Origin of the sequence: Micromonospora coxensis (assembly GCF_900090295.1) — a bacterium.
In the GTDB taxonomy this organism is placed as follows: Bacteria; Actinomycetota; Actinomycetes; order Mycobacteriales; family Micromonosporaceae; genus Micromonospora; species Micromonospora coxensis.
Window position 1 is genome coordinate 3,207,218 of the sequence record NZ_LT607753.1, and the last position, 22,186, is coordinate 3,229,403.

19 protein-coding genes are annotated in these 22,186 nt (G+C 74.4%); 10 read left to right on the plus strand and 9 right to left on the minus strand.

What is annotated here, in order from left to right; genetic code table 11:
- Nucleotides 1–27 precede the first annotated feature (27 nt).
- Nucleotides 28–789 (plus strand): phosphatase PAP2 family protein, encoded by a 762-nt coding sequence (locus GA0070614_RS14525; protein WP_088976463.1) that lies wholly within the window; start codon nucleotides 28–30, stop codon nucleotides 787–789.
- A 34-nt stretch (nucleotides 790–823) separates the two neighbouring features.
- On the opposite strand, the gene GA0070614_RS14530 is transcribed toward GA0070614_RS14525, so the two are convergent.
- The 6 genes from GA0070614_RS14530 to GA0070614_RS14555 all read right to left on the minus strand — a co-directional run bounded on the left by GA0070614_RS14530 (nucleotide 824) and on the right by GA0070614_RS14555 (nucleotide 6,256).
- On the minus strand, nucleotides 824–2,002 hold the full coding sequence (locus GA0070614_RS14530; RefSeq protein WP_088976464.1) for a MarP family serine protease: 1,179 nt from the start codon (nucleotides 2,000–2,002) through the stop codon (nucleotides 824–826).
- A 58-nt stretch (nucleotides 2,003–2,060) separates the two neighbouring features.
- Nucleotides 2,061–2,759, minus strand: coding sequence for an NUDIX hydrolase (locus tag GA0070614_RS14535; RefSeq protein WP_088976465.1), 699 nt, complete (start codon nucleotides 2,757–2,759; stop codon nucleotides 2,061–2,063).
- A gap of 73 nt (nucleotides 2,760–2,832) precedes the next feature.
- Nucleotides 2,833–3,501 carry a TlpA family protein disulfide reductase gene (locus tag GA0070614_RS14540; protein ID WP_088976466.1) on the minus strand — a complete coding sequence of 223 codons (669 nt, stop codon included), beginning with the start codon at nucleotides 3,499–3,501 and terminating at the stop codon, nucleotides 2,833–2,835.
- On the minus strand, nucleotides 3,498–4,286 hold the full coding sequence (nth, locus tag GA0070614_RS14545; protein WP_088976467.1) for an endonuclease III: 789 nt from the start codon (nucleotides 4,284–4,286) through the stop codon (nucleotides 3,498–3,500). Before nth ends, GA0070614_RS14540 begins: the two co-directional genes overlap by 4 nt.
- Before the next feature lie 84 nt (nucleotides 4,287–4,370).
- A complete protein-coding gene (locus GA0070614_RS14550) occupies nucleotides 4,371–5,534 on the minus strand; it encodes a CapA family protein (RefSeq protein ID WP_088976468.1) in 1,164 nt (387 codons plus the stop codon).
- Between the two features lie 56 nt (nucleotides 5,535–5,590).
- Complete coding sequence (locus GA0070614_RS14555) at nucleotides 5,591–6,256, minus strand: adenosylcobinamide amidohydrolase (RefSeq protein WP_157744994.1); 666 nt, start codon at nucleotides 6,254–6,256, stop codon at nucleotides 5,591–5,593.
- A 223-nt stretch (nucleotides 6,257–6,479) separates the two neighbouring features.
- Here GA0070614_RS14555 and GA0070614_RS14560 point away from each other — a divergent pair, with 223 nt between their 5' ends.
- The 9 genes from GA0070614_RS14560 (at nucleotide 6,480) to GA0070614_RS14600 (ending at nucleotide 18,108) form a co-directional block, all read left to right on the plus strand.
- On the plus strand, nucleotides 6,480–7,157 hold the full coding sequence (locus tag GA0070614_RS14560) for a Crp/Fnr family transcriptional regulator (RefSeq protein ID WP_088976469.1): 678 nt from the start codon (nucleotides 6,480–6,482) through the stop codon (nucleotides 7,155–7,157).
- A gap of 228 nt (nucleotides 7,158–7,385) precedes the next feature.
- Complete coding sequence (locus GA0070614_RS14565) at nucleotides 7,386–8,129, plus strand: metallophosphoesterase family protein (RefSeq protein WP_088979437.1); 744 nt, start codon at nucleotides 7,386–7,388, stop codon at nucleotides 8,127–8,129.
- A 575-nt stretch (nucleotides 8,130–8,704) separates the two neighbouring features.
- Nucleotides 8,705–9,379, plus strand: a complete 675-nt coding sequence (locus GA0070614_RS14570) for a TetR/AcrR family transcriptional regulator (RefSeq protein WP_088976470.1) — start codon at nucleotides 8,705–8,707, stop codon at nucleotides 9,377–9,379.
- 40 nt (nucleotides 9,380–9,419) lie between these two features.
- Nucleotides 9,420–10,223: a TIGR03084 family metal-binding protein gene (locus tag GA0070614_RS14575; protein WP_088976471.1), complete on the plus strand. Its 804-nt coding sequence runs from the start codon at nucleotides 9,420–9,422 to the stop codon at nucleotides 10,221–10,223.
- Nucleotides 10,224–10,288: 65 nt separating this feature from the next.
- The gene (locus GA0070614_RS14580) at nucleotides 10,289–12,037 is read left to right on the plus strand and encodes an acyclic terpene utilization AtuA family protein (protein ID WP_231933694.1); all 1,749 of its coding nucleotides are present in this window, start codon (nucleotides 10,289–10,291) and stop codon (nucleotides 12,035–12,037) included.
- Entirely contained in the window at nucleotides 12,034–13,224 is a 1,191-nt protein-coding gene (locus GA0070614_RS14585) for an acyl-CoA dehydrogenase family protein (RefSeq protein ID WP_088976473.1), read from the plus strand. Before GA0070614_RS14580 ends, GA0070614_RS14585 begins: the two co-directional genes overlap by 4 nt.
- Nucleotides 13,221–14,822 (plus strand): acyl-CoA carboxylase subunit beta, encoded by a 1,602-nt coding sequence (locus GA0070614_RS14590; RefSeq protein WP_088976474.1) that lies wholly within the window; start codon nucleotides 13,221–13,223, stop codon nucleotides 14,820–14,822. Before GA0070614_RS14585 ends, GA0070614_RS14590 begins: the two co-directional genes overlap by 4 nt.
- Before the next feature lie 12 nt (nucleotides 14,823–14,834).
- Nucleotides 14,835–16,925, plus strand: a complete 2,091-nt coding sequence (locus tag GA0070614_RS14595; protein WP_088976475.1) for an ATP-binding protein — start codon at nucleotides 14,835–14,837, stop codon at nucleotides 16,923–16,925.
- Between the two features lie 19 nt (nucleotides 16,926–16,944).
- Nucleotides 16,945–18,108: an acyl-CoA dehydrogenase family protein gene (locus GA0070614_RS14600; protein WP_088976476.1), complete on the plus strand. Its 1,164-nt coding sequence runs from the start codon at nucleotides 16,945–16,947 to the stop codon at nucleotides 18,106–18,108.
- 10 nt (nucleotides 18,109–18,118) lie between these two features.
- Here the strand turns inward: GA0070614_RS14600 and GA0070614_RS14605 are convergent, their stop codons facing one another.
- The 3 genes from GA0070614_RS14605 to GA0070614_RS14615 form a co-directional block, all read right to left on the minus strand.
- Nucleotides 18,119–19,159, minus strand: coding sequence for a hypothetical protein (locus GA0070614_RS14605; protein ID WP_088976477.1), 1,041 nt, complete (start codon nucleotides 19,157–19,159; stop codon nucleotides 18,119–18,121).
- On the minus strand, nucleotides 19,156–20,094 hold the full coding sequence (locus tag GA0070614_RS14610) for a transporter substrate-binding domain-containing protein (protein ID WP_088976478.1): 939 nt from the start codon (nucleotides 20,092–20,094) through the stop codon (nucleotides 19,156–19,158). Before GA0070614_RS14610 ends, GA0070614_RS14605 begins: the two co-directional genes overlap by 4 nt.
- Before the next feature lie 138 nt (nucleotides 20,095–20,232).
- Nucleotides 20,233–22,035 carry an alpha/beta hydrolase gene (locus GA0070614_RS14615; RefSeq protein ID WP_088976479.1) on the minus strand — a complete coding sequence of 601 codons (1,803 nt, stop codon included), beginning with the start codon at nucleotides 22,033–22,035 and terminating at the stop codon, nucleotides 20,233–20,235.
- Between the last annotated feature and the right edge of the window lie 151 nt (nucleotides 22,036–22,186).

Consider the following 22,186-nt stretch of genomic DNA (forward strand, 5'->3'; position numbering starts at 1 on the left):
GGGGCGGCACGGGGTACTGGACCCGCCATGGAAGCTCGCGCTCCGGTTCGACCAGCGGCCCGCACCTGGCGGGAGCGCCGCCTCGACCGGGACGGCACGCGAGGTCTGCGGCTGAGCCTGGCCGCCCTGGCGGCGTTCCTGGTGCTGCTGCCGTTCACGCTGCTCGCCGTACTGGTGGCCGGGGCCTGGCCGCCGCTGCACGACCTCGACGCGGCGGTCACCGACACCATGTACCGGTACGCGGTGGCGCACCCGACGTGGACCCGGACGATGAACCTCTGGACCGACGTGTTCGGCCCCGGGCCGCTGCGGGTCGCCGCGCTGGCCCTGGTGGTCTGGCTGTGGGCGCGCGACGCCCGGCGGCTGGCGCTCTGGGTGCTCACCACGATGGCGGTCGGCGGCCTGCTCAGCGCGCTGCTGAAGCTGCTCGTCGGCCGGAACCGGCCGGATCTGCTCGACCCGGTGGCCGAGGCGGTGGGTTACGCGTTCCCGTCCGGGCACGCGGCGAACGCCACCCTGGCCGCCGGGGTGCTGCTGGTGGTGTACCTGCCGTACACCCGGGGCCGGCCGGGGGCCCGCGCGGCGCTCTGGGTGGCCGCGCTCGTCCTCGCCGGGTTGACCGGGCTGAGCCGGGTCGCGCTCGGCGTGCACTGGACCAGCGACGTGGTCGCCGGCTGGCTGCTCGGGGTGGCGGTGGTGGCGGCCACCTCCGCCGCGTTCGTCGTCTGGCGGGCGCCGGGGGCCACCCCGTCGGGCGGGGACGGGGCCGCCGCCGGTCCGGGCCGCTGACCCCGGCCGCGTCCACCGGGCCGCCCCGGCGGGGTCAGGTGCACTCGCCGGTGCCCACCCCACGGGTACGCTCCGCGCCGGCCAGCGCCACCGGCCGTGCCTCGGCGGCGGTCACCGCGAAACCGGTGTTCGGGTCGTCCGCGGCGGCCGCGAAGATAACGCCCAGCACCAGGCCGTTCGAGGAGACCAGCGGCCCGCCGGAGTTGCCGCTGCGGACCAGCGCCCGGATCGTGTAGATCTCCCGGGTGACGTCCCCGGAGGAGTAGATGTCCGGCCCGGTGATCCGGTCGACGTCCCGCACCCGGGCCGGCCGGGCGTCGTACGGGCCGTCGAGCGGGAAGCCGAGCACGATCGCGTCGGCGCCACTGCCGGCCTGGCCGGCGGCGAAGCGCAGCGACGGGCCGGGCAGCCCCGGCACGTGCAGCACGGCCAGGTCGCGGTCCGGGTCGTAGACGACCACCTCGCCGTCGTACCGCTCCCCGCGCAGCTCGACGGCGACGGAGCGGGTGCCGGCGACCACGTGCGCGTTGGTCATCACCCGGTCGTCGGCGTAGACGAAGCCGGAGCCCTCGATGCGGCGCGAGCAGCTCGGCGCGGAGCCGAGCACCTTGACCACCGATCGCTGGCTGTTCGCCACCACCTGGGAGCCGGCCAGCGCCGGGTCGGGCGGGGAGACCTGCCGCGCGTTGGTGCGGCCCAGTCCGTTGAAGACCTCCGGGAAGCCGTTGGTGTCCACCGTGTCGCGCAGCGCGGTGGAGAGTTCCTGCGCCCGGTCCGGCAGGACCCGGTCCACCACGGTCAGCAGCGCGCTGTTCTTGACCGAGGCGGCCAGCCAGGGCAGCGATGAGGAGCCGAGCGGGACGGCGACCAGCCAGGCCACCAGCATCACCGCGAAGAGCGACACGAACGCGCCGCCGACGTCGTCCGCCTTCTTCGCCACGTCGTTGGTGATCGTCCTGCGCAGGTGCGAGCCGAGCCAGCCGGCCAGCGCCTGCCCGAGCACCGCCAGCCCGAAGACCGCGACCAGGGAGATCAGGACCCGGGTGCCGCTGTCGACGAACTGCCGGGCGAACAGCGGCCCGACCTGGAGTCCGAGCAGCGCGCCCAGGAAGAATCCGGAGAGCGACAGCGCTCCGATGGCGAAGCCCTGACGGTATCCGCTGATCGCGAACACGAGCATGAGCAGGAGCAGTACGAGATCCACGACGGACACGGGTCAAGGGTACGGGCACCCGGCCCGCCGGGGGCGCTCCGCATGCGGAACGTGACGGTCAGGTCAGTGGGCCGGCCATCTCGTCGACCTCGTCGGTGCCCGCCGAGGGGGCCGGGGCGGCTCCGGTGGGCGGCAGGTCCAGCACCCGCTCCCGGGGCCACGGCCGGGCCCAGCCCCCCATCTCCAGCAGGGTGGCGAGCACCCCGGCGGTGAACCCCCAGACCAGCATGCCTCGGACGGAGAAGGCCGGGCCGATCCAGCCGCTGGGGTGGCGTACCCGCATCCGGTTCTCCGGGTCGACCAGTTCCGCGACCGGCAGCCGGGCGACGTGCGCGACCTCGGCCGGTTCCTTCGGGTGCACCGGGTGCGGGGTGTGCCACCAGGCCAGCACCGGGGTGACCACGAAGTCGCTGACCGGGATCCAGAGTCGGGGCAGTTCGGCGAGGACGGTGACGCTGGAGGGATCGAGGCCGACCTCCTCGTTCGCCTCCCGCAGGGCGGTGGCCGGCGCGTCGGCGTCCTCCGGGTCGGCCGCGCCACCCGGGAAGGCCGGCTGGCCGGCGTGGTTGCGCAGCGTGAAGGCGCGTTGGAGGACCAGCACGTCCGGCCCGACGCCCGGCTCCTCGCCGAGCAGCACCAGCACCGCGCTCTCCCGGCCGCCCTCCTCGGGGGTGGTGAGCCGGGTGAAGTCCTCCGCCCGGGCGGTGCCGAGCCGGCCGAGCAGCGGGTCGATCCAGGCCGGCGGGCGGCGGGTCACCGGCGCACCTCCGGAGTCGGGCCGGCGGCCGGTGTCGGCCGCGCCGCACCCCGCGCGGCGGTGCGCGGGCCGCTCACGCCGGCACCGCCAGGCCGAGGTGCCGCTGCACCAGCGCGGCGAGACGGGCGTCGTCGAGGGCCCCGCTGGCGTCGACGTGGACCACCCGGCCCTCGGCGTCGACCAGCAGGGTGAGCGGGAGGGCGTTGCGCCCCAGCTCCCGTTGCAGCGCCTCACCCTGGTCGAACAGGACGGGGAAGCGGATGCCGAAGTCCTCGCCGATCGACTGGGCGGCGGTGCGGGTGTCCCGGCTGTTGACGCCGAGCACCTGGAGCCGGCCCGCCGCCCGCTCACTGAGGCGCTGGAAGGCCGGGAGTTCCTTGCGGCACGGCGGGCACCAGGAGGCCCAGAGGTTCACCACGGCGGGGCCGCGCACGTCGCGCAGGGCCACCGGCGCGCCGCCGGTGAAGCAGTTGAGGGTCAGCTCGGGCAGGAGCGGTCCGCCGGCGGTCGGGGGCGGCGCGGCGGCAGTCGGGGGCGGCGCGGCGGCGGACGCGGTCGGGGCGGGGCGGGGCGCGGCGGAGCCGGACGGGCCCGGGGCGCGGGTCAACGCGGCGCAGTCGGCGAACGGCGACGGACGTTCCGCCCGCCCGGCCGAGGTGGTCTGCCGCTCCGGCCCGGTGGCGGTGCAGCCGGCCACGGCCAGCAGCACCGGGACGAGCAGCGCGGCGAGTCCCCGGTTCACGGCGCCTCCGCGACGACGGCCTGCTGCGGCACCAGCTCCGGGTCGAGGCCGGCGGCGACCGCCAGGTCCCGGGCGCGGGGGCCCTTGAGCAGCTTCGCGGCAGCGGCCGGCTCGACCGGCCCGGTGCCGTACGACGGGCAGAGCTTCGCCAGGGTGCAGGCGCCGCAGGCCGGCTTGCGGGCGTGGCAGACGCGTCGGCCGTGGAAGATGATCCGGTGCGAGAGCATGGTCCACTCCCGCTTCGGGAAGAGCGCCCCGATCTCGTGCTCGATCTTCACCGGATCGGTCTGGGCGGTGAGCCGCCAGCGCTGCACCAGCCGCTGGAAGTGGGTGTCGACGGTGATCCCGGGGACGTCGAAGGCGTTGCCGAGGATGACGTTGGCGGTCTTGCGCCCGATGCCGGGCAGGGTCACCAGGTCGGCCAGCCTGCCGGGGACCCGGCCGTCGTACCGCTCGACCAGCGCCTGCCCGAGCTTGATCAGGGAGTCGGTCTTGTTGCGGTAGAAGCCGGTCGGCCGGATCAGCTCCTCCAGCTCCGCCCGGTCGGCCCCGGCGTAGTCGGCGGCGCGGCGGTAGCGGGCGAAGAGCTTCGGGGTGACCTCGTTGACCTTCTTGTCGGTGCACTGCGCCGACAGGATCGTGGCGACGGCCAGCTCCAGGGCGTTGGAGTGGTCGAGTTCACAGTGCGCGTCGGGGTGCGCCTCGGTCAGCGCCCGGCCGATCCGCCGGGCGCGCCGGGTGCGGCCGAGGTCGGTCTCGGCCCGTGCGGGGGAGCTGATGGTCACGCCGGCCAGCCTACGTCGCCGGGACGACCACCCGCCGGGCCCACGCCCGCCGGTGACGTCGGCGGCGCGCCGACGTGCGGCCGGTCAGTCGGCCTGCGGGGCGCTGATCTTCCCGGCGGCGTCGAAGCGCGCGCCGGTGCGCGGGAAGTCGCTGCGGCTGAGCTGCTTGACCAGGCCGAGCCCCTGGTCGGCCGAGTCCATGGTCGGCTTGCCGACCGAGTTCATCCGGGTGGAGGTGAACGAGCCACCGGCGAAGCTGCCGTCCGGCTTGAGCGACACCTTCAGCACGCCGCCCCAGCCCAGCCGCCCGCTGGGGTTCAGCGACCGGCCGCCACCGGCGAAGTTGCCCAGGCTGTACGCGATCAGCCGGCCCTGGTGGAACTCCATCCCGCGCAGCACGTGGGGGCCGTGCCCGACGACGAGGTCCGCGCCGGCCTCGATCACGGCGTGGGAGAACTTGATCGGGTCGCCCCGGTTCTCGCCGTAGAACAGCTCGGTGCCGGGCTTCACCCGGGTCTTGTCGGCGCCCTCGGCGCCCATGTGCACCTGCACGACGACGATGTCGGCCATGGTGGCCGCCTTCTCCACCACGGCCGTCGCGGCGTCGATGTCGGTCAGGCTGTTCGACCACGGGTACGACGAGAAGCCGGCCACCGCCACCTTGACGCCCTTGACGTCGACCACGGTGATCTGGTCCGGCGCGCCGGTGTGCTTCAGCCCCTGCGCCTCCAGCGCCTTCTGGGTGTTCTCGTAGCCCTGGGGCCCGTAGTCGTACCCGTGGTTGTTGGCCTGGTTGAGCAGCTCGAAGCCGGCGTCCTTGAGATGCGCGGCGTAGCTGGACGGGGCCCGGAACTGGTAGCAGGCGGTGGAGTTCGCGCCGCACTTGCCGGTGCCGGTGTCCTCGGTCAGCGGCTCCTCCAGGTTGCCCATCACCAGGTCGGCGTCGAGCGCGTCGGAGATCTCGTCGAAGAAGCCCTTGCCGCCGTTCGCCGGGAGCCGGGAGGGGGCGTTGCCCATGATGATGTCGCCGGTCGCGGAGAGCGAGATCGACTGGTCCGCCGTGCCGTCCTGGGCCGCGCTGCCGTCCGTCGGGACGGGCGACCCGCTCGCGCCCGCGCCGCCGCCCGGCTGCCAGACCGCGGCGTCGTCGGCGGATTCGCTGCAACCGGCGGCGAGGAGCACGGCGAGGAGCGTGCCGGCGGCGAACGCGGCACGACGAGGGACCCTCTGGGGCGTGGAAGCGGACATCGTTGGCGACCCTACCCGCCGGTCACCAGCCCGACGACGGCCGATCGGACGGAATGTCACTCGGCCGCCCGCCGGTCGGACCACGGCACGCAGGGCACCGATCCACCGTCGGAGACGGCGGCGTGCACCGCCCGGGCCAGCGGCGCGCCCCAGGTGGAGCGGGGTCCGCCGTACGGCTCGGCCGGCCCGTCGGCCGGGCAGAGCACGGTCACCGAGTCGGTGGGCGTACCGGTGCCGGCCAGGCCCAGGTCCCGGATCGCCTGCGTCTTCGCCTCGGTCGCGGTGGCGACGGCGTTGACCAGGGCGGCGTCGCCGAGCGCCGCCGGGACGTACACCACGATGTTGACCGTGCCCACCCGCTGGGCCGGCGTCGCCGGGGCCGGTGCCGCGGCCTGGACGGGGGTGCCCAGCCCGACCGTCGCCCAGACCCGGACGCCGGTGTCGACCCGGTGCACCACCTCGGCGACGTCCACCCCGGTGAGCAGGCCGACCCCGGGCCCGTCCAGGCCGAGCCGGTCGGCGAGGGCGGCCAGGTGCGCCGCCGGGTCGTCCCGGTGGTACGACATCGGCACGGTCGCGTTCACGATCCAGTTCCGTACGCCGATCCCGCCGCCGAGCGGGCCGGAGCTGACCGCCCGCAGCGGCGCCGAGGCGCGCCACACCAGCAGCGGGATGTCCCACCCGTCCTCGGGTCGGGTGGTCAGGTCGGGCTCGTTCAGCACGTCGGTCACCCTACGACCCGCCGTGACGACCACCGGTGACCACCCGGGGAGTGGACGCGGGATCCTAGCCCCTCATCAGGGCGGGAAGGTTACGCCCAACGATCAAGTTTCCAGGGGTGCACCTCTGATTCGTGCTCACGTGCACTTAGACTTGGCGACGCGCGAGGGATAAGCGGACGGCGGACCCGGCCGACGGACGGCGACGCGCAACCGGAGGTGCGCGATGGACGAGGTACTGGCCCGCAGCGGGATCTTCCAGGGTGTCGACCCGGAGGCTGCCGAGGCGCTCGCCAAGGAGATGGAGACGATCGACGTCCGCAAGGGCGAGGTCGTGTTCAACGAGGGCGAGCCCGGTGACAGTCTCTACATCCTCCTGTCGGGCAAGATCAAGGTGGGGCGTCGGGCGGCCGACGGCCGACAGAACCTGATCGCCGTGATGGGCCCGTCGGACATGGTCGGTGAGCTGTCGCTCTTCGACCCCGGCCCGCGTACGGCGACGGCCACCGCGGTGACCGACACCCGACTGGTACGGCTGCGCAAGCAGGCGCTGCGGCCCTGGCTGAACAACCGGCCCGAGATCGCCGAGCAGCTGCTGCGGGTGCTGGCCCGAAGGCTGCGCCGGACCAACGACTCGCTGGCCGACCTGATCTTCACGGACGTGCCCGGCCGGGTCGCCAAGAACCTGCTCCAGATGGCCGGCCGGTTCGGCACCCGCGACGGCGGCGTCCTGCGGGTGACCCACGACCTGACCCAGGAGGAGATCGCCCAGCTCGTCGGTGCCTCCCGGGAGACCGTCAACAAGGCGCTGGCCGACTTCGCGTCGCGGGGCTGGCTGCGGCTGGACGGCAAGAGCATCATCATCCTGGACCCGGAGCGCCTGGCCCGCCGCGCGCGGGTCTGACGTTCCACCGGCCGGGTCACCCCGGCCACCCGGCTCCTCCCGGCCCGGACCGCCTCGCGGTCCGGGCCGGTGTCGTTCCGGCCGGCCGCGATCCGGGCACGGTCGCGGACCGGGCGGGTCGCGGAGCGGGCCGTCGCGGCGCTCGGAACCGGTGCTGGTCGCCCCCGCTCGATCTGCCCGGCGCAGAATCGCTGGACGGCCGCGCGCGGCAGGCCCCACGCTGTGCTGATGGTCGAACGTGTCGCCGTACTCTCCGACGTCCACGGAGCGTTGCCCGCGCTGGAGGCGGTCCTGGCCGAGCCGGACGTGGCCGCCGCCGACCTGATCGTGCTCACCGGCGACGTCGCGGCCGGCCCGCAGCCGGTCGAGGTGCTGGACCTGCTCGTCCCGCTCGGCGACCGGGTCCGCTGGGTTCGCGGCAACGCCGACCGTGAGCTGGTCGAGGCACGCGCCGGGCGGCCCTCGCCGATCGCGGTGTCGAACTGGGCGGCCACCCGACTCCGGGACGACCACCTGGCGCTCCTCGCCGGGCTGCCGCTGACGCTCACCCTGCCGGTCGCCGGCCTCGGCGACGTACTCTTCTGCCACGCCACCCCGCGCGACGACGAGGAGGTCGTGCTGGTCGACTCGCGGCCGGAGCGATGGTCGGAGGTGTTCGCCGGGCTACCGGCCGATGTCCGCACCGTGGTCTGCGGGCACACGCACATGCCGTTCACCCGGCTGGTGGACCGTCGCCTGGTGGTCAACCCGGGCAGCGTCGGCATGCCGTACGGCGGGCCGGGGGCGTTCTGGGCGCTGCTCGGGCCGGGCGTGCAGTTGCGGCGTACCGAATTCGACGTGGACGCCGCGTGCGCCCGGGTGGCCGCCGAGTCGGAGTTCCCGGAGGCCGCCGACTGGGCCGACGAATACCTCCGCTCCCGGCACAGCGACCTGGCGGCGCTGGCCGTCTTCGGTCCCCGCGACGGCCGCTGACCCACCGTCGGCACCACGGAGGCCCCTCGCCGTCCCCCGCCTACCCGGCTCGCCCCCCCGGCGCGGCCCGACAGGGGCGGCGCGGCCCGACAGGGGCGGCGCGGCCCGACAGGGGCGGCGCGGCCCAGCATGCGCGGCCCGGCGGCAACAGGGCCACCCGGCGCAACACGCGCGGGCCAGCGCAACACGCGCGGGCCGGCACAGCACGCGCGGGCCGGCACAGCACGGCAGGGGCGGCCGACCTGACCCAGACCCGAAGCGGTTGGGTGCGGCGCAGTCGGCTCGGCTCGGGCCGCCCGGATTGCTGCCGGTACGGGTCGGACACGCTACAGACTTGAGCGCACATGTGAATCGCCCGTCGTGATTCACATGTGCGCTCAAGTCTGTAGCGACCGCGCAGCCCACCCCACCCCTGGCGGCGGCCCGTTCCGGACGCCGTCCGGTGCCCCGTCCGGGTCATCACCCGAACGCGGTCGTCGCCTCTTCCCCGCCCTGGCATCAACGCGCCCCCGAGCCCGGCCCAACCAAAAAAAGTCAGTCTTGACTGTTTGTTTCGAGGGGAGCACGCTGTCCCCGTGCCCACCGCATCGACCCGCGTCCCTCAGCAGGAGCGCAGCCGCGCCACCCAGACCAGGTTGCTGGAGGCGACCGTGGACTGTCTGGTCGAACACGGCTGGTCCGGCACCACCACCACCGTCGTCGCGGCCCGCGCCGGTGTGTCCCGCGGCGCCCAACTGCACCACTACCCGACCAAGGCGGCCCTGGTCACCGCCGCCGTCGTCCACCTCGCGGACCGGCGCGCGACGGAGCTGCGCAGCGAGGCGGAGGCCCTGCCCGCCGGCCCGCAACGGCTCGACCGGGTGATCGACCTGCTCGGCGCCGCCTTCACCGGGCCGCTCTTCGTCGCCGCCCTCGAACTGTGGGTGGCCGCCCGCACCGACGCCGAACTCCGCGACGCCCTGGTGCCGCTGGAGGCCCGGATCGGCCGGGAGATGCACCGGCTCACCGTCGCGCTGCTCGGGGTCGACGAGCGTCGTCCCGGCGTACGGGAGGCCGTGCAGGCCACCCTCGACCTGCTGCGCGGGCTGGGCGTGGCCAACCTGCTCAGCGACGACTCCGCCCGCCGCACCGCCCTGCTGCACACCTGGAAGCGCCAGCTCGCCACCCTGCTCACGCCCGACGCGGGCCCGGCCGACCGCCACCCACCGGCGGACCCCCCGCCCGGAGCGCCCACGCACCACAGGCCCTGACCCGCCCGCCCTGACCGGCACCGATCCGCCCGGAGGCACCATGGTCGACCTGACAGCACTGCTCGCGGACCTGGCCGCCGAGTCCGAACAGCTCGACGCGCTCGTCGCGGCGCTGCCGCCGGAGGCGTGGGACCGGCCGACCCCGGCTCCCGGGTGGACGGTCGCCCACCAGATCGCCCACCTGGCCTGGACCGACCACGTGGCGCACCTGGCCGCCACCGACACCGACGCCTTCTACGCCTCGATCACCTCGGCCCCGGACCCGGGCCGACTGGTCGACGACGGGGCCGAGCAGTTCCTGGCCCCGCCGGGCGACCTGCTCGCCCGGTGGCGGGCCGGCCGCGCGGCGCTCGCCGGGGCCCTCGCCGCCGTGCCGGCGGGCGGGAAGCTGCCCTGGTACGGGACCCGCATGTCGGCTGCCTCGATGGCCACCGCCCGGATCATGGAGACCTGGGCGCACGGCGAGGACGTCGCCGACGCGCTCGGCGTCACCCGTACGCCGACCGGCCGGCTGCGGCACGTCGCGTACCTCGGCTTCCGTACCCTCGGGCACAGCTTCGCCGCCCACGGCCGGGCGGTGCCGACGGCACCGGTCCGGGTCGAGCTGACCGCGCCCGACGGTGGCACCTGGGCCCTGGGGCCGGCGGACGCCGCGGACCGGGTCACCGGCCCGGCGCTCGACTTCTGCCTGCTGGTCACCCAGCGCCGGCACCGTGCCGACCTGGCCCTCGTCGCCACCGGGGCGACCGCCGACGCCTGGCTGGACGTGGCGCAGGCGTTCGCCGGGCCACCCGGCGCGGGCCGGGCCCCCGGAGCGGGCCGCGAGGCGGGAGCACCGGCGTGACCGGTGTGCTCCGGGTCGGCAACGCCTCCGGCTTCTACGGCGACCGCTCCGCCGCCTGGCGGGAGATGCTCGACGGCGGTGAGCTGGACGTGCTCACCGGCGACTACCTGGCCGAGCTGACCATGCTGATCCTCGGCCGGGACCGGATGCGCGATGCCTTCCTGGGGTACGCGAAGACCTTCCTGCGCCAACTCGAGGGGTGTCTCGGCACCGCGCTCGACCGGGGCGTGAAGATCGTGACCAACGCCGGTGGCCTGAACCCGGCCGGCCTGGCCGCCGCGCTCGGCGCGCTCGCCGCCCGGCTCGGCCTCACCGCGCGGATCGGGTACGTCGAGGGCGACGCCCTGGCCCGCCCGGACGCGCTCACCGCCAACGCGTACCTGGGGGCGTTCGGGATCGCGGCCTGCCTCGACGACGGGGCGGACGTCGTGGTCACCGGGCGGGTCACCGACGCCTCCCTCGTCGTCGGGCCGGCCGTCGCCCACTTCGGGTGGGGGCGCGACGACCTCGACGCGCTGGCCGGGGCGACCGTCGCCGGACACCTGATCGAGTGCGGCGCGCAGGTCACCGGCGGCAACTTCAGCTTCTTCACCGAACTGCCCGACGGCGGGCACCGGCCCGGCTTCCCGATCGCGGAGCTGCACCCGGACGGCTCGTCGGTGCTCACCAAGCACCCCGGCACGGGCGGCGCGGTCACCGTCGAGACGGTCACCGCCCAGCTGCTGTACGAGGTGGCCGGGCCCGGGTACCTCGGGCCGGACGTGGTGACCCGGCTGGACACGGTGCGGTTGGGCCAGGAGGGCCCGGACCGGGTGCGGGTCACCGGGGTCCGGGGCACGCCCCCGCCGCCCACCCTCAAGGTCGGCGTGAACAACCTGGGCGGCTTCCGCAACTCGATGACGTTCGTCCTCTGCGGGCTGGACATCCCCGCCAAGGCGGCCCTGGTCCGGGGCCAGCTCGAGGAGGCCGTGGGCGCCGAGGGGCTGGAGTTCACCCTGGCCCGCACCGACCACCCGGACGCCGCCGACACGGAGGCGGCGAGCGCACTGCTGCACGTCCACCTGCGCGACGGTGACAAGGCGCGGGCCGGTCGGGCCTTCTCGGCGGCGGCGGTGGAGCTGGCCCTGGCCTCCTACCCGGGCTGCACGCTGACCACCCTGCCCGGTGACGCCACCCCGTACGGGGTGTTCACCGCCGACACCGTGCCGCAGGACGCCGTCGCGCACGTCGCCGTCCTGCCCGGCGGGGAGCGGGTGCCGATCGCCCCGCCGGCCCGCACGGCGGCCCTCCCGGCCGATCCGGGCGCACCCGACCGGACCGCACCCGACCGGACCGCACCCGGCCCGACCCCGCCTCACCCGACCGCGCCCGACCCGACCGAGCCGGACCGGACCGAGCCCGGCAGCTCGGCGGATCCGGCGGGGGCGGATCGGGCTGCGGCAGAGCCGGCACCCGACACCCGCCCGACCCGGCGCGGGCCACTCGGCGAGCTGGTCGGGGCCCGCTCGGGGGACAAGGGCGGCGACGCCAACCTCGGCGTCTGGGCCCGCACCGACGCGACCTGGGCCTGGCTGCGCGACTGGCTGACCGTCGACCGGCTGGCCGCGTTGCTGCCGGAGACCGCCCCGCTGGCCGTGGACCGGTACGAACTGCCGAACCTGCGGGCGGTCAACTTCGTGATCCGTGGACTGCTCGGGCAGGGGGTGGCCGCGTCCACCCGGTTCGACCCGCAGGCCAAGGCGCTCGGTGAGCTGCTCCGCTCCCGCCTCGTCGACCTGCCCGTCGACCTGCCCGCAGGAGAGGACCTGACGTGACCATCGTGGACACCCCCGAGCGGCGGCAGCTGCGCGAGCTGACCCGGTCCTTCGTCACCCGCGAGGTGCTGCCGTACCTGGACGACTGGGAACGTGCCGGCGAGGTCCCCCGGTCGCTGCACGCCACCGCCGCGAAGATCGGCCTGCTCGGCATCGGCTTCCCCGAGTCGGTCGGCGGCAGCGGCGGCGACCTGCTCGACTCGATCGTCGTCACCGAGGAGATCATCCGGTCCGGTGGCTCGTCCGGGCTGATCGCGGCGCTCTTCACGCACGGCATCGCGCTGCCGCACATGGTGGCCGCGGCCGGCGCCCGCACCGGCGGCTCCCTCGGCGGCCCGCCCGGCGGCGACCCGGCCGGCCACCACCTGGTCGACCGGTACGTCCGCCCCACCCTGGCCGGGTCCATGATCGGCGCGCTGGCGATCACCGAGCCGGACGGTGGCTCGGACGTCGCGGCGATCCGCACCACCGCCGTACGCGACGGCGACCACTACGTGGTGAACGGTTCGAAGACCTACATCACCAGCGGAATCCGCGCCGACTTCGTGACCACCGCGGTCTGCACCGACTTCCCCGGCAGCGGCGCGCTCAACCTCCTGGTGATCGACAAGGACACCCCCGGCTTCACCGTGGGGCGGCGGCTGGAGAAGTTGGGCTGGCACTGCTCGGACACCGCCGAGCTGTCCTTCGTCGACGTCCGGGTGCCGGTGGCGAACCGGATCGGCGAGGAGGACACCGGCTTCCTGGCGATCATGCAGCACTTCGCCGCCGAACGGCTCTCGCTGGCCACGCAGGCGTACGCGACCGCGCAGCGCTGCGTCGATCTGGCCACCCGCTGGTGCCGGGACCGGTCCACGTTCGGCCGGCCGCTGGCGAGCCGGCAACTCGTCCGGCACCGGCTGGCCGAGCTGCACACCCGTGCCGAGGCGGCCCGGGCGTACGTGCACGACGTGGCGGCCCGGGTGGCCGCGGGCGAGCCGGTGGTGACCGAGGTGGCGATGGCGAAGAACGTCGCGGTGGCCGCCTGCGACCACGTGGTGGACGCGGCGCTGCAACTGCACGGCGGCTTCGGCTACCTGCGGGACGCGGAGGTGGAACGGCACTACCGGGACGCCCGGATCCTCGGCATCGGCGGCGGCACCACCGAGATCATGAACGAGATCATCGCGAAGGGCATGGGCCTGTGACCACACTCGACAGCGCGATCGACCCGTCCGCGCCGGCGTACCGGGCCAACCGGGAGGCGCTGCTGGAACGCCTCGCCGAGGTGGACGCCGCCCTCGACCTTGCCCGCGCCGGCGGCGGGGAGAAGTACGTGGCCCGGCACCACGGGCGCGGCAAGCTGCTCCCCCGGGAGCGCATCGAGTTGCTGCTCGACCAGGACAGTCCGTTCCTGGAGCTGTCACCGGTCGCGGCGTACGGCACCGACTTCCCGGTCGGCGCCAGCGTGGTCACCGGCATCGGGGTGGTCGAGGGCGTCGAGTGCCTGGTCGTCGCCAACGACCCGACGGTACGCGGCGGCGCGGTCAACCCGTGGTCGCTGGCGAAGACCCGGCGGGCCGGTGAGATCGCCCTGGCCAACCGGCTGCCGATGGTCAACCTGGTCGAGTCGGCCGGGGCGGACCTGCCCACCCAGGCGGAGATCTTCATCCCCGGCGGGCGGGTGTTCCGCGACCTGACCCGGCTCTCCGCCGCGAGGATCCCCACCGTCGCCGTGGTCTTCGGCAACGCCACCGCCGGCGGCGCGTACGTGCCGGGGATGTCGGACTTCACCATCATGATCCGAGACCGGTCGCAGGTCTACCTGGCCGGCCCGCCGCTGGTGAAGATGGCCACCGGCGAGGTCACCGACGACGAGTCGCTGGGCGGTGCGGCCATGCACGCCACCACGTCCGGCCTGGCGGACTTCCTCGCCAGCGACGAGCGGGACGGCATCCGGCTGGCCCGGCAGTGCGTACGCCGGCTCAACTGGCGCAAGCAGGGGCCGCCGCCGCGCAACCCGATCCCGCTGTCCCCGAAGTACGACCCGGAGGAGCTGCTCGGCATCGCCAGCGCCGACCTGAAGGTGCCGTTCGACCCGCGCGAGGTGCTGGCCCGGGTGCTGGACGGCAGCGAGTTCGACGAGTTCAAGCCGAGCTACGGCACGGCGCTGGTCACCGGCTGGGGTGAGCTGCACGGGTACCCGGTCGGCGTGCTGGCCAACGCCCGGGGCGTGCTGTTCAGCGAGGAGGCGCAGAAGGCGGCCCAGTTCATCCAGCTCGCCAACGCCGCCGACACCCCGCTGATCTTCCTCCAGAACACCACCGGCTACATGGTCGGCACCGAGTACGAGCAGCGCGGCATCATCAAGCACGGCGCGTTGATGATCAACGCGGTGGCGAACTCCCGGGTGCCGCACCTGACGGTCAACCTGGGCGCCTCCTACGGCGCCGGCAACTACGGCATGTGCGGCCGGGCGTACGAGCCGAGGTTCCTGTTCACCTGGCCGAACGCCAAGTCGGCGGTGATGGGGCCGGCGCAGCTCGCCGGGGTGCTCTCCATCGTCGCCCGGCAGGCCGCCGCCGCCCGGGGCCGCGACTACGACGAGGACTCCGACGCGGCCATGCGGATGATGGTCGAGCAGCAGATCGAGTCCCAGTCCGGGGCGCTCTTCCTCTCCGGCCGGCTCTACGACGACGGGGTGATCGACCCCCGGGACACCCGTACCGTCCTCGGGCTCTGCCTGTCGGCGATCCACAACGGACCGGTGAAGGGCGCCGACGGCTTCGGCGTCTTCCGGATGTAGGGAGTCGGAATCGTGATCACCAGACTTCTGGTCGCCAACCGGGGCGAGATCGCCCGTCGGGTCTTCGCCACCTGCCGCGCGCTCGGCGTCGGGACGGTCGCCGTGCACTCCGACGCCGACGCCGACGCGCCGTTCGTCGCCGAGGCCGACCAGGCCGTCCGCCTGCCGGGGAACACCCCGGCCGAGACGTACCTGCGGATCGACCTGCTCCTGGACGCGGCCCGCCGCAGCGGCGCGGACGCCGTCCACCCGGGCTACGGCTTCCTCGCCGAGAACGCCGCGTTCGCCCGGGCGGTGACCGACGCCGGGCTGACCTGGGTCGGCCCGTCGGCCGAGGCGATCGCCGCGATGGGCGACAAGATGAAGGCGAAGGCGCTGCTCGCCGAGGCGGGTGTGCCGATGCTGCCGACCTGGACCGACGACGATGAGATCACCGACTTCCCGGTGCTGGTCAAGGCGTCCGCCGGGGGCGGCGGGCGGGGCATGCGGGTGGTCCGCGACGCCGCCGGGCTCGCCGAGGCCGTCGCCTCCGCCCGGCGCGAGGCGGCCGGCGCGTTCGGCGACGGCACGGTCTTCGTCGAGCGGTACGTCGAGCGCGGCCGGCACGTCGAGGTGCAGATCGTCGGCGACACCCACGGCACGGTGGTCGCCCTCGGCGAGCGGGACTGCTCGATCCAGCGCCGGCACCAGAAGATCGTCGAGGAGGCGCCCGCGGTGGTGCCGCCGGAGCTGCGGCGGCGGCTGCACGAGGCGGCGGTCGCCGCCGGGCGCGCCGTCGACTACGTGGGCGCGGGGACGGTGGAGTTCCTGCTCGCCCCGACCGGCGAGTTCTTCTTCCTGGAGATGAACACCCGGCTCCAGGTGGAGCACCCGGTCACCGAGGCGGTCACCGGGCTGGACCTGGTCCGGCTGCAACTGCTCGTCGCCGAGGGCGCCCCGCTGCCGGTGACGGCGACCCCGCCGACCGAGGGCCACGCCATCGAGGTACGCCTCTGCGCGGAGGACCCGGCCCAGGGCTTCCGCCCGGCGACCGGCCTGCTGCACCGGTTCGCGGTCCTCGGGGTGGCCGGCGAGTTCACCCCGACCCGGGGCCTGCGGCTCGACTCCGGGGTGGTGGACGGCTCGGTGGTGGGCGTGCACTACGACTCGATGCTGGCGAAGGTGGTCGCCTGGGCGCCCACCCGGGCGGAGGCGGCCCGGACGCTGGCCGCCGCGCTGGCCCGCGCCGAGCTGCACGGTGTCACCACCAACCGGGACCTGCTGGTACGGGTGCTGCGCAGCCGGGAGTTCGGCGCGGCGGAGGTCGACACCGCCTTCCTGGACCGGCACACCGAGGTCTTCGCCCCGCTGCTGCCGGCCGCGCTGGCGCCGGTGACCGCGCTGGCCGCCGCGCTGGCCTCGGCCGCCGGCCGGCGCGCCGGGGCCCGGGTGCTGGCCGGCCTGCCGTCGGGCTGGCGCAACGTGCCCGCCTTCCCCCAGGTCACCCGCTTCGCCTCGCCGGACGGCGACGACGTCGAGGTCCGCTACCGGCTGGACCGGGCCGGCCGCCTCGCCGAGTGGTCCGCCACCCGGCAGGCCCTCCCCGCCGGCCCGGCGGGCGGGACGCCGGCGGGCACCGGCCCGGCGGGCAGGATGCCGGCGGACAGCGGCCCGGGCGAGGCTGTGACGGCGGTCGACGGTGATCCCACGGGCGGCGAGGCCGCGCCGGCACCGGTCGTCGACCTCGTCGAGGCGACCCCGGAGCGGGTGGTGCTCGACGTGGACGGGGTGCGGCGGGCGTTCCGCGTACACCGGGTGGGCGCGGAGGTCTTCGTGGACGGCCCGGACGGGGCGGCGGAGCTGGTCGAGCTGCCCCGGTTCCCGCCGCCCACCACCGCGCTGGCCGCCGGGTCGCTGCTCGCGCCGCTGCCCGGCGCGGTGACCCGGGTGCACGTCGAGGTCGGCCGGCGGGTCGCCGCCGGTGACCTGCTGCTGACCCTGGAAGCGATGAAGCTCGAACACCCCGTGCTCGCCCCGACCGACGGCGTGGTCGCCGAACTGCCGGTGCCGGCCGGCGGTCAGGTCGACACCGGCGCCGTGCTGGCCGTGGTCAACCCCGACTGATCCCCCTGGAGGCCCCTCGATGGACTTCGACCTCACCCCCGAGCAGGACCAGCTCCGCGACGCCGTACGGGCGCTCGGCCGCAGGTACGGTCACTCCTACTTCGTCGCGAAGGCGAAGTCGGGGGAACACACCACCGAGCTGTGGGAGGAAGCCGGCCGGCTCGGCTACCTCGGCGTCAACATTCCCACCGAGTACGGCGGCGGGGGCGGCGGCATCACCGAGCTGGCCATCGTCTGCGAGGAGCTGGCCGCGGCCGGCTGCCCGCTGCTGCTGCTGGTCGTCTCCCCCGCCATCGCCGCCACGGTCCTCGCCCGGCACGGCACCGAGGAGCAGCGCAAGCGCCACCTGCCCGGCCTGGCCGACGGCTCCCGGAAGATCGTCTTCGCGATCACCGAGCCGGACGCCGGATCGAACTTCCACCGGCTCGGCACGGTGGCCCGCCGCGACGGCGACGACTGGCTGCTCACCGGCCGCAAGGTCTACATCTCCGGCGTCGACGAGGCCCAGCACGTGCTGGTCGTCGCCCGTACCGAGGACGCCACCACCGGCAAGCTCAAGCCGGCCCTGTTCCTCGTCCCCACCGACGCGCCGGGCCTCGAACGCGCCAAGCTGGACATGGAGATCCTCTCCCCGGAGAACCAGTTCCTGCTCTACCTGGACGACGTGCGGCTGCCCGCCGACGCGCTGGTCGGCGAGTCGCTGGACGCCGGCCTGCCGGCGCTCTTCGCCGGGCTCAACCCGGAGCGGATCACGGTCGCCGCGATGGGCGCCGGCACCGGCCGGTACGCGATCGAGCGCGCCAGCGAGTACACCGCCACCCGCCGGATCTGGGGCGGCCGGAGCATCGGCTCCCACCAGGGCGTCGCGCACCCCCTCGCGCACGCGGCGGTGCAGGTGGAACTCGCCCGACTGATGATCCACAAGGCGGCCACCCTGTACGACGCCGGCCGCGACCTGGAGGCCGGCGTCTCCGGCAACATGGCCAAGTACGCCGCCGGCGAGGCCGCCGCGCTCGCCGTGGACACCGCCGTGCAGGCGCTCGGCGGGGCGGGCATGACCACCGAGTACGGGGTGGCCACCCTGCTCGGAGCGGTACGCGCCGGCCGGATCGCCCCGGTCAGCCGGGAGATGATCCTCAACTTCGTCGCCCAGCACGTCCTCGGTCAGGACAAGTCGTACTGACCGCCCCGGTTCACCGGACGACGCGGCAGGCGGCGTCGATCCGGTGCACCGGGCGCACCCGCCGGCCCATCCCCTCCAGCAGCGAGTCCTCGACGTGGAAGTCCCGCACCCGCAGCCGGTGCCGGGGCAGTTCCTCCTCGCTCGGGCAGAGCACCTGCGCCCGGACCTGGTCGACCGGCACGTAGCGGACGCCGCCGCGCTCCTGCAGCAGCACGACGTTGACGTCGTCGACGGTGACCACGTGCCCCCGGACGTCCTCGGTGACCCCGGGGGCGGCCTCGACGGTGGTGACCGTCAACGGCAGGACGGGGGTGCTGATCACCGGCAGCGCCGCCCAGACCAGCATCGCCAGCACGGCCGCCTCGGTGATCGACGCCAGCGGCCGGATCACCGCCCCCGGCAGCGGGCCGGTGACCCCGAGCGCCAGCAGCGGCGGCGCGACGAGCAGCAGCAGCGCCAGCAGTTCGCCCTGCCGCCCGGCCTCGACGAGGGTGGGGGCGAGCAGCCAGGCGTACCCGGCGTACAGGGCCACCAGGATCAGCAGTCGCGGCACCCACTGCTCGTGCAGCCGCGCGGGGGTGAGCTGGAACGCGGCGACGAACGCCGGGATCAGCAGCGGCAGGTAGAGCAACTGCCAGGTGACCAGGGCGAGCAGGAAGCCGGCCAGCACGAACCAGGCCGGGACGATGTCCATCCAGCGGACGAAGAGCGGCCGGCGGACGCCGGCGGGCATCCGGTCCACGCTGACCCGCAGCACCGCGCCGAGCGCGAAGACGGCGACCAGGCCGGTGGAGAGCAGCCGGGCGGCCGTGGTGAGGAAGCCGGCCAGCAGGTTCACCGGGCCGACGTTCGCCACCAGCAGCAGCGTGGTCTGGAGTTCGCCGCCGGCCTCCACGCCGAGCCGCAGCACCGAGAAGATCGCCGGCACGCCGACCACGGCGGTCCAGAAGGACTGGCTGGCGCGGGCCCGGCGCTCGGCGAGATCCGACCCGTCCCAGGACGCCACGGCGGGGCCCACGCCGTCCGTGACGGGCACCGCCGGGGCGCTCACCGGGTCGGAGCCTTGTCGTCGAAGTCCACCAACTTCGGCACGTCGAGCGGCTGCGGCTGCACCTTGGGCTGCTTCATCCACGGCCCGAGGGTCCGGTTGTACGCGGTCAGCCACGGGCTGCTGAGCCCCTTACGGCCCTGCTGGTAGCTCTTGTCGAGGAAGAAGGCGACCAGGTCGCGCAGGGCGGGGTCGCCGATCGGCACCCCGATGCCGAGCGTCTCGCTGGTGCCGAAGGGCATGTCGACGATCTCGAACTCGGTCGGGTACTGGGAGAGGAAACCGGCCAGGATCGTCTCGTCGGAGCTGACCGCGTCGTACCGGCCCTCGCGGATGCCCTTGACGCAGTCGCCGACCCGCTTCACCACCAGCGCCCTGACCTGGTGCTTCTCCAGCTCCGCCTCGGTGGTGGAGCCACCGCTGGTGCAGATCTTGTACTCCGGCCGGCGGAGGTCCTCGATGGTGCGGATCTTGTCCTTGAGCCGGTTCGGCACCATCACCTCCTGGGTGGTGACGAAGTACGGCCCGGCGAAGCTGACCAGCTTCTTGCGCTCCTCGGTCATCGAGAAGCTGGAGACGACCATGTCCACCACCCCGCCCTGCAGGGCCGGGATGCGGTCCTCGGTGGCCAGCGAGACGAACTCGATCCGCTGGTCCCCCTCGAAGCCGAGGGACGAGGCGATGTAGCGGGCGATCTCGACGTCGAACCCGGTGTAGGTGCCGTTGCGCAGCTCCCCCATGAGCGGCTCGGTGGCGGCCACCCCGATCTTGATCCGGGGCTGCCCGTCGATGTGCGACTCGCGCAGCTTGTCCAGCACCGAGGGGAGCGGCGGGTCCCGGCGGTTGTCGCACCCGGCGGCCGCGGCGAGGCTGAGGGTCAGCGCCACCGCCAGCGTGGTGGCGACCGAACGGAGCCGGTGGGAGGGGAAGGCGTTCATCGGCGACCTCGCTGACGGGCACGGCCTGCGGGACACCGAGGGTAGCGGTCGGGGTCCACTTGCGTTGTCACCGGGGACCCTCCGATGAGGACCGGGGTACGACGGGCGACCCGAGCGCCCGTCGTACCCCGGCGTCGATCAGCGGAGGGTGAGCGTGCCCATCGCCGGCAGCGGCGCGACGACCGGCGGGAGCCGCTTCGGCTCGCCCCGGGCCGGCGCGCCCTGGCGGGCCAGCGCGCTCTTCGGCGCGGCGGCCCGGGTGGTCTCGGCCTCGCCCGTCGGCTCCACGAAGGGCTGCACGTCACCGGTGCAGACGGTGCCCTTCTTCGGCAGGGTGCCCTTGAGCAGGTACGCGTCCACCGCGCCGGTCACACAGGCCGACGTGCCGTACGCGGTGTGACCCCAGCTGTCGCTGCTGAGCAGCCGGCTGTTCGGCAGCAGCTTCGACGAGCTGACCGCCGCGTCGTAGTTGGTGGCCGGGTCCCAGTAGTTGCCGACCACCAGCACCGGGGAGCTGGTCTTCCGGTTGAACGGGCCGGTGAAGGCGTCCTCGTCCCGCACCGTCCAGGTGTCCCGCGCGCAGGGCGCGGTGGCCCAGGCCCAGGCCCGGCCGAAGTACGGGGCCCGCTTGTCCTCCGCGGCGCCCAGCGCCGGCCAGGCCCCCGCGTCCGTCGGGTGGTACGCGTCGGTGCAGTCCACGCCGAGGAACGTCTCCAGCCCGTTGTTGTACGGGAAGTCGAACCGGCGCTGCTGGCGGGCCCGCTCGGCCCGCTCGGCGACGGCCTTGCGCGCCGCGCCGAGGCGGGCGGCGGTGGCCGACGACGGGTCGGTGAGCACCAGCAGGTCCGAAGTCATGGCGTCGATGTCGGCCCAGCCGTACGGGCTGTACAGGGCGCTGAGGCTGCCGCCGACGAAGTCGGCGTAGGTGACCGTGAAGGTGCCCCCGTCGGGGTCGTCGATCACGACCGGCTTCTTGCGCAGCCGCTGGGCCACCAGCTCGTACGAGGCGAGCGGGTCACCGGCGGCCAGCGCGCACTTCTCCGCGCCGGCCTTCTCGCACCGGTCCAGGATCTCGCGCAGCGCCTTGTACGCGCCGTCGGCGCTGCGCAGCCGCGTCTCCTGGAGCTGGCTGCGGGCCGCGCCCCTACCGACCCAGGCGTTCGGGTCGAGCACGCCGTCGACGACGACGGCGCGGACCCGGTCGGGGAACATGTTGGCGTAGTACTGGCCGAGCGCGGTGCCGTAGCTGAAGCCGAGGTAGCTCAGCTTCTTGTCGCCGACCGCGCGGCGCAGCACGTCCATGTCGCGGGCGACCTCGGCGGTCGACATCGCGCCGGTGAGCGGCTTGCCGGTGGTGGAGCAGGCCCGACCGACCGCCCGGGACGAGGCGACGTACGCCTTCTCCTCGGCCTTGGTCCACGGGAAGGCGACGTTCAGCCCGGCGTACGCCCGGGTCTGCTCCTTCACCGATGGGAAGCACTTGACGTTCTCGCTGGCGGCGACGCCGCGCGGGTCGATGCCGACGACGTCGAAGCGGTCCAGCAGCTCGTCGGAGAGGAAGTACGGCGCGGCGAGCGCGATGTCGGTGCCGGAGCCGCCCGGGCCGCCCGGGTTGAGGAAGAGGCTGCCGATCCGGGCCTGCTGGTTGCGGGCCTTGACCCGCAGCAGGGCGATCTCGGTGGTGGCCCCCTTGGGCTTGTCGTAGTCCAGCGGCAGGTCGACGGTGGCGCACTCGGCGTAGCCGTAGCAGGCGTACCAGTCGAGCTTCGGCGTCGGCACGCGGTCGACCCGCCGGGCCTCGGTCGGGCTGGTGCGGTCCGACACGGTGGGACGACCCCAGCCGGTGCTCTCCGGTGACGCGGTTGCGGGCGCGACCACCGATCCGGCGAGGAAGAGGCCGGCGACTCCCGCCGCGGCCAGGGACCGGGTGATACGTGGCATGTGATGCCTTCCGGTAAAGGACGGGGACTGTCGAGGACGAACCCTCGACCTTCGTCACTCTAGGGAGGCCGGCCAATGAGGACAGCCCGGCGAAACACCATCAAACGGTCTTTCTTCGCCGGTGATGTAACGAAATTTTCATGATCGGCGC

What these genes read in the sequence shown, in the direction of transcription:
- GA0070614_RS14610 (WP_088976478.1), bottom strand. Translation starts at nt 20,094, where the DNA reads ATGAACGCCTTCCCCTCCCACCGGCTCCGTTCGGTCGCCACCACGCTG.
- GA0070614_RS14575 (WP_088976471.1), top strand. Translation starts at nt 9,420, where the DNA reads ATGGTCGACCTGACAGCACTGCTCGCGGACCTGGCCGCCGAGTCCGAA.
- GA0070614_RS14550 (WP_088976468.1), bottom strand. Translation starts at nt 5,534, where the DNA reads ATGTCCGCTTCCACGCCCCAGAGGGTCCCTCGTCGTGCCGCGTTCGCC.
- GA0070614_RS14525 (WP_088976463.1), top strand. Translation starts at nt 28, where the DNA reads ATGGAAGCTCGCGCTCCGGTTCGACCAGCGGCCCGCACCTGGCGGGAG.
- GA0070614_RS14615 (WP_088976479.1), bottom strand. Translation starts at nt 22,035, where the DNA reads ATGCCACGTATCACCCGGTCCCTGGCCGCGGCGGGAGTCGCCGGCCTC.
- GA0070614_RS14600 (WP_088976476.1), top strand. Translation starts at nt 16,945, where the DNA reads ATGGACTTCGACCTCACCCCCGAGCAGGACCAGCTCCGCGACGCCGTA.
- GA0070614_RS14565 (WP_088979437.1), top strand. Translation starts at nt 7,386, where the DNA reads ATGGTCGAACGTGTCGCCGTACTCTCCGACGTCCACGGAGCGTTGCCC.
- GA0070614_RS14580 (WP_231933694.1), top strand. Translation starts at nt 10,289, where the DNA reads ATGCTCGACGGCGGTGAGCTGGACGTGCTCACCGGCGACTACCTGGCC.
- GA0070614_RS14560 (WP_088976469.1), top strand. Translation starts at nt 6,480, where the DNA reads ATGGACGAGGTACTGGCCCGCAGCGGGATCTTCCAGGGTGTCGACCCG.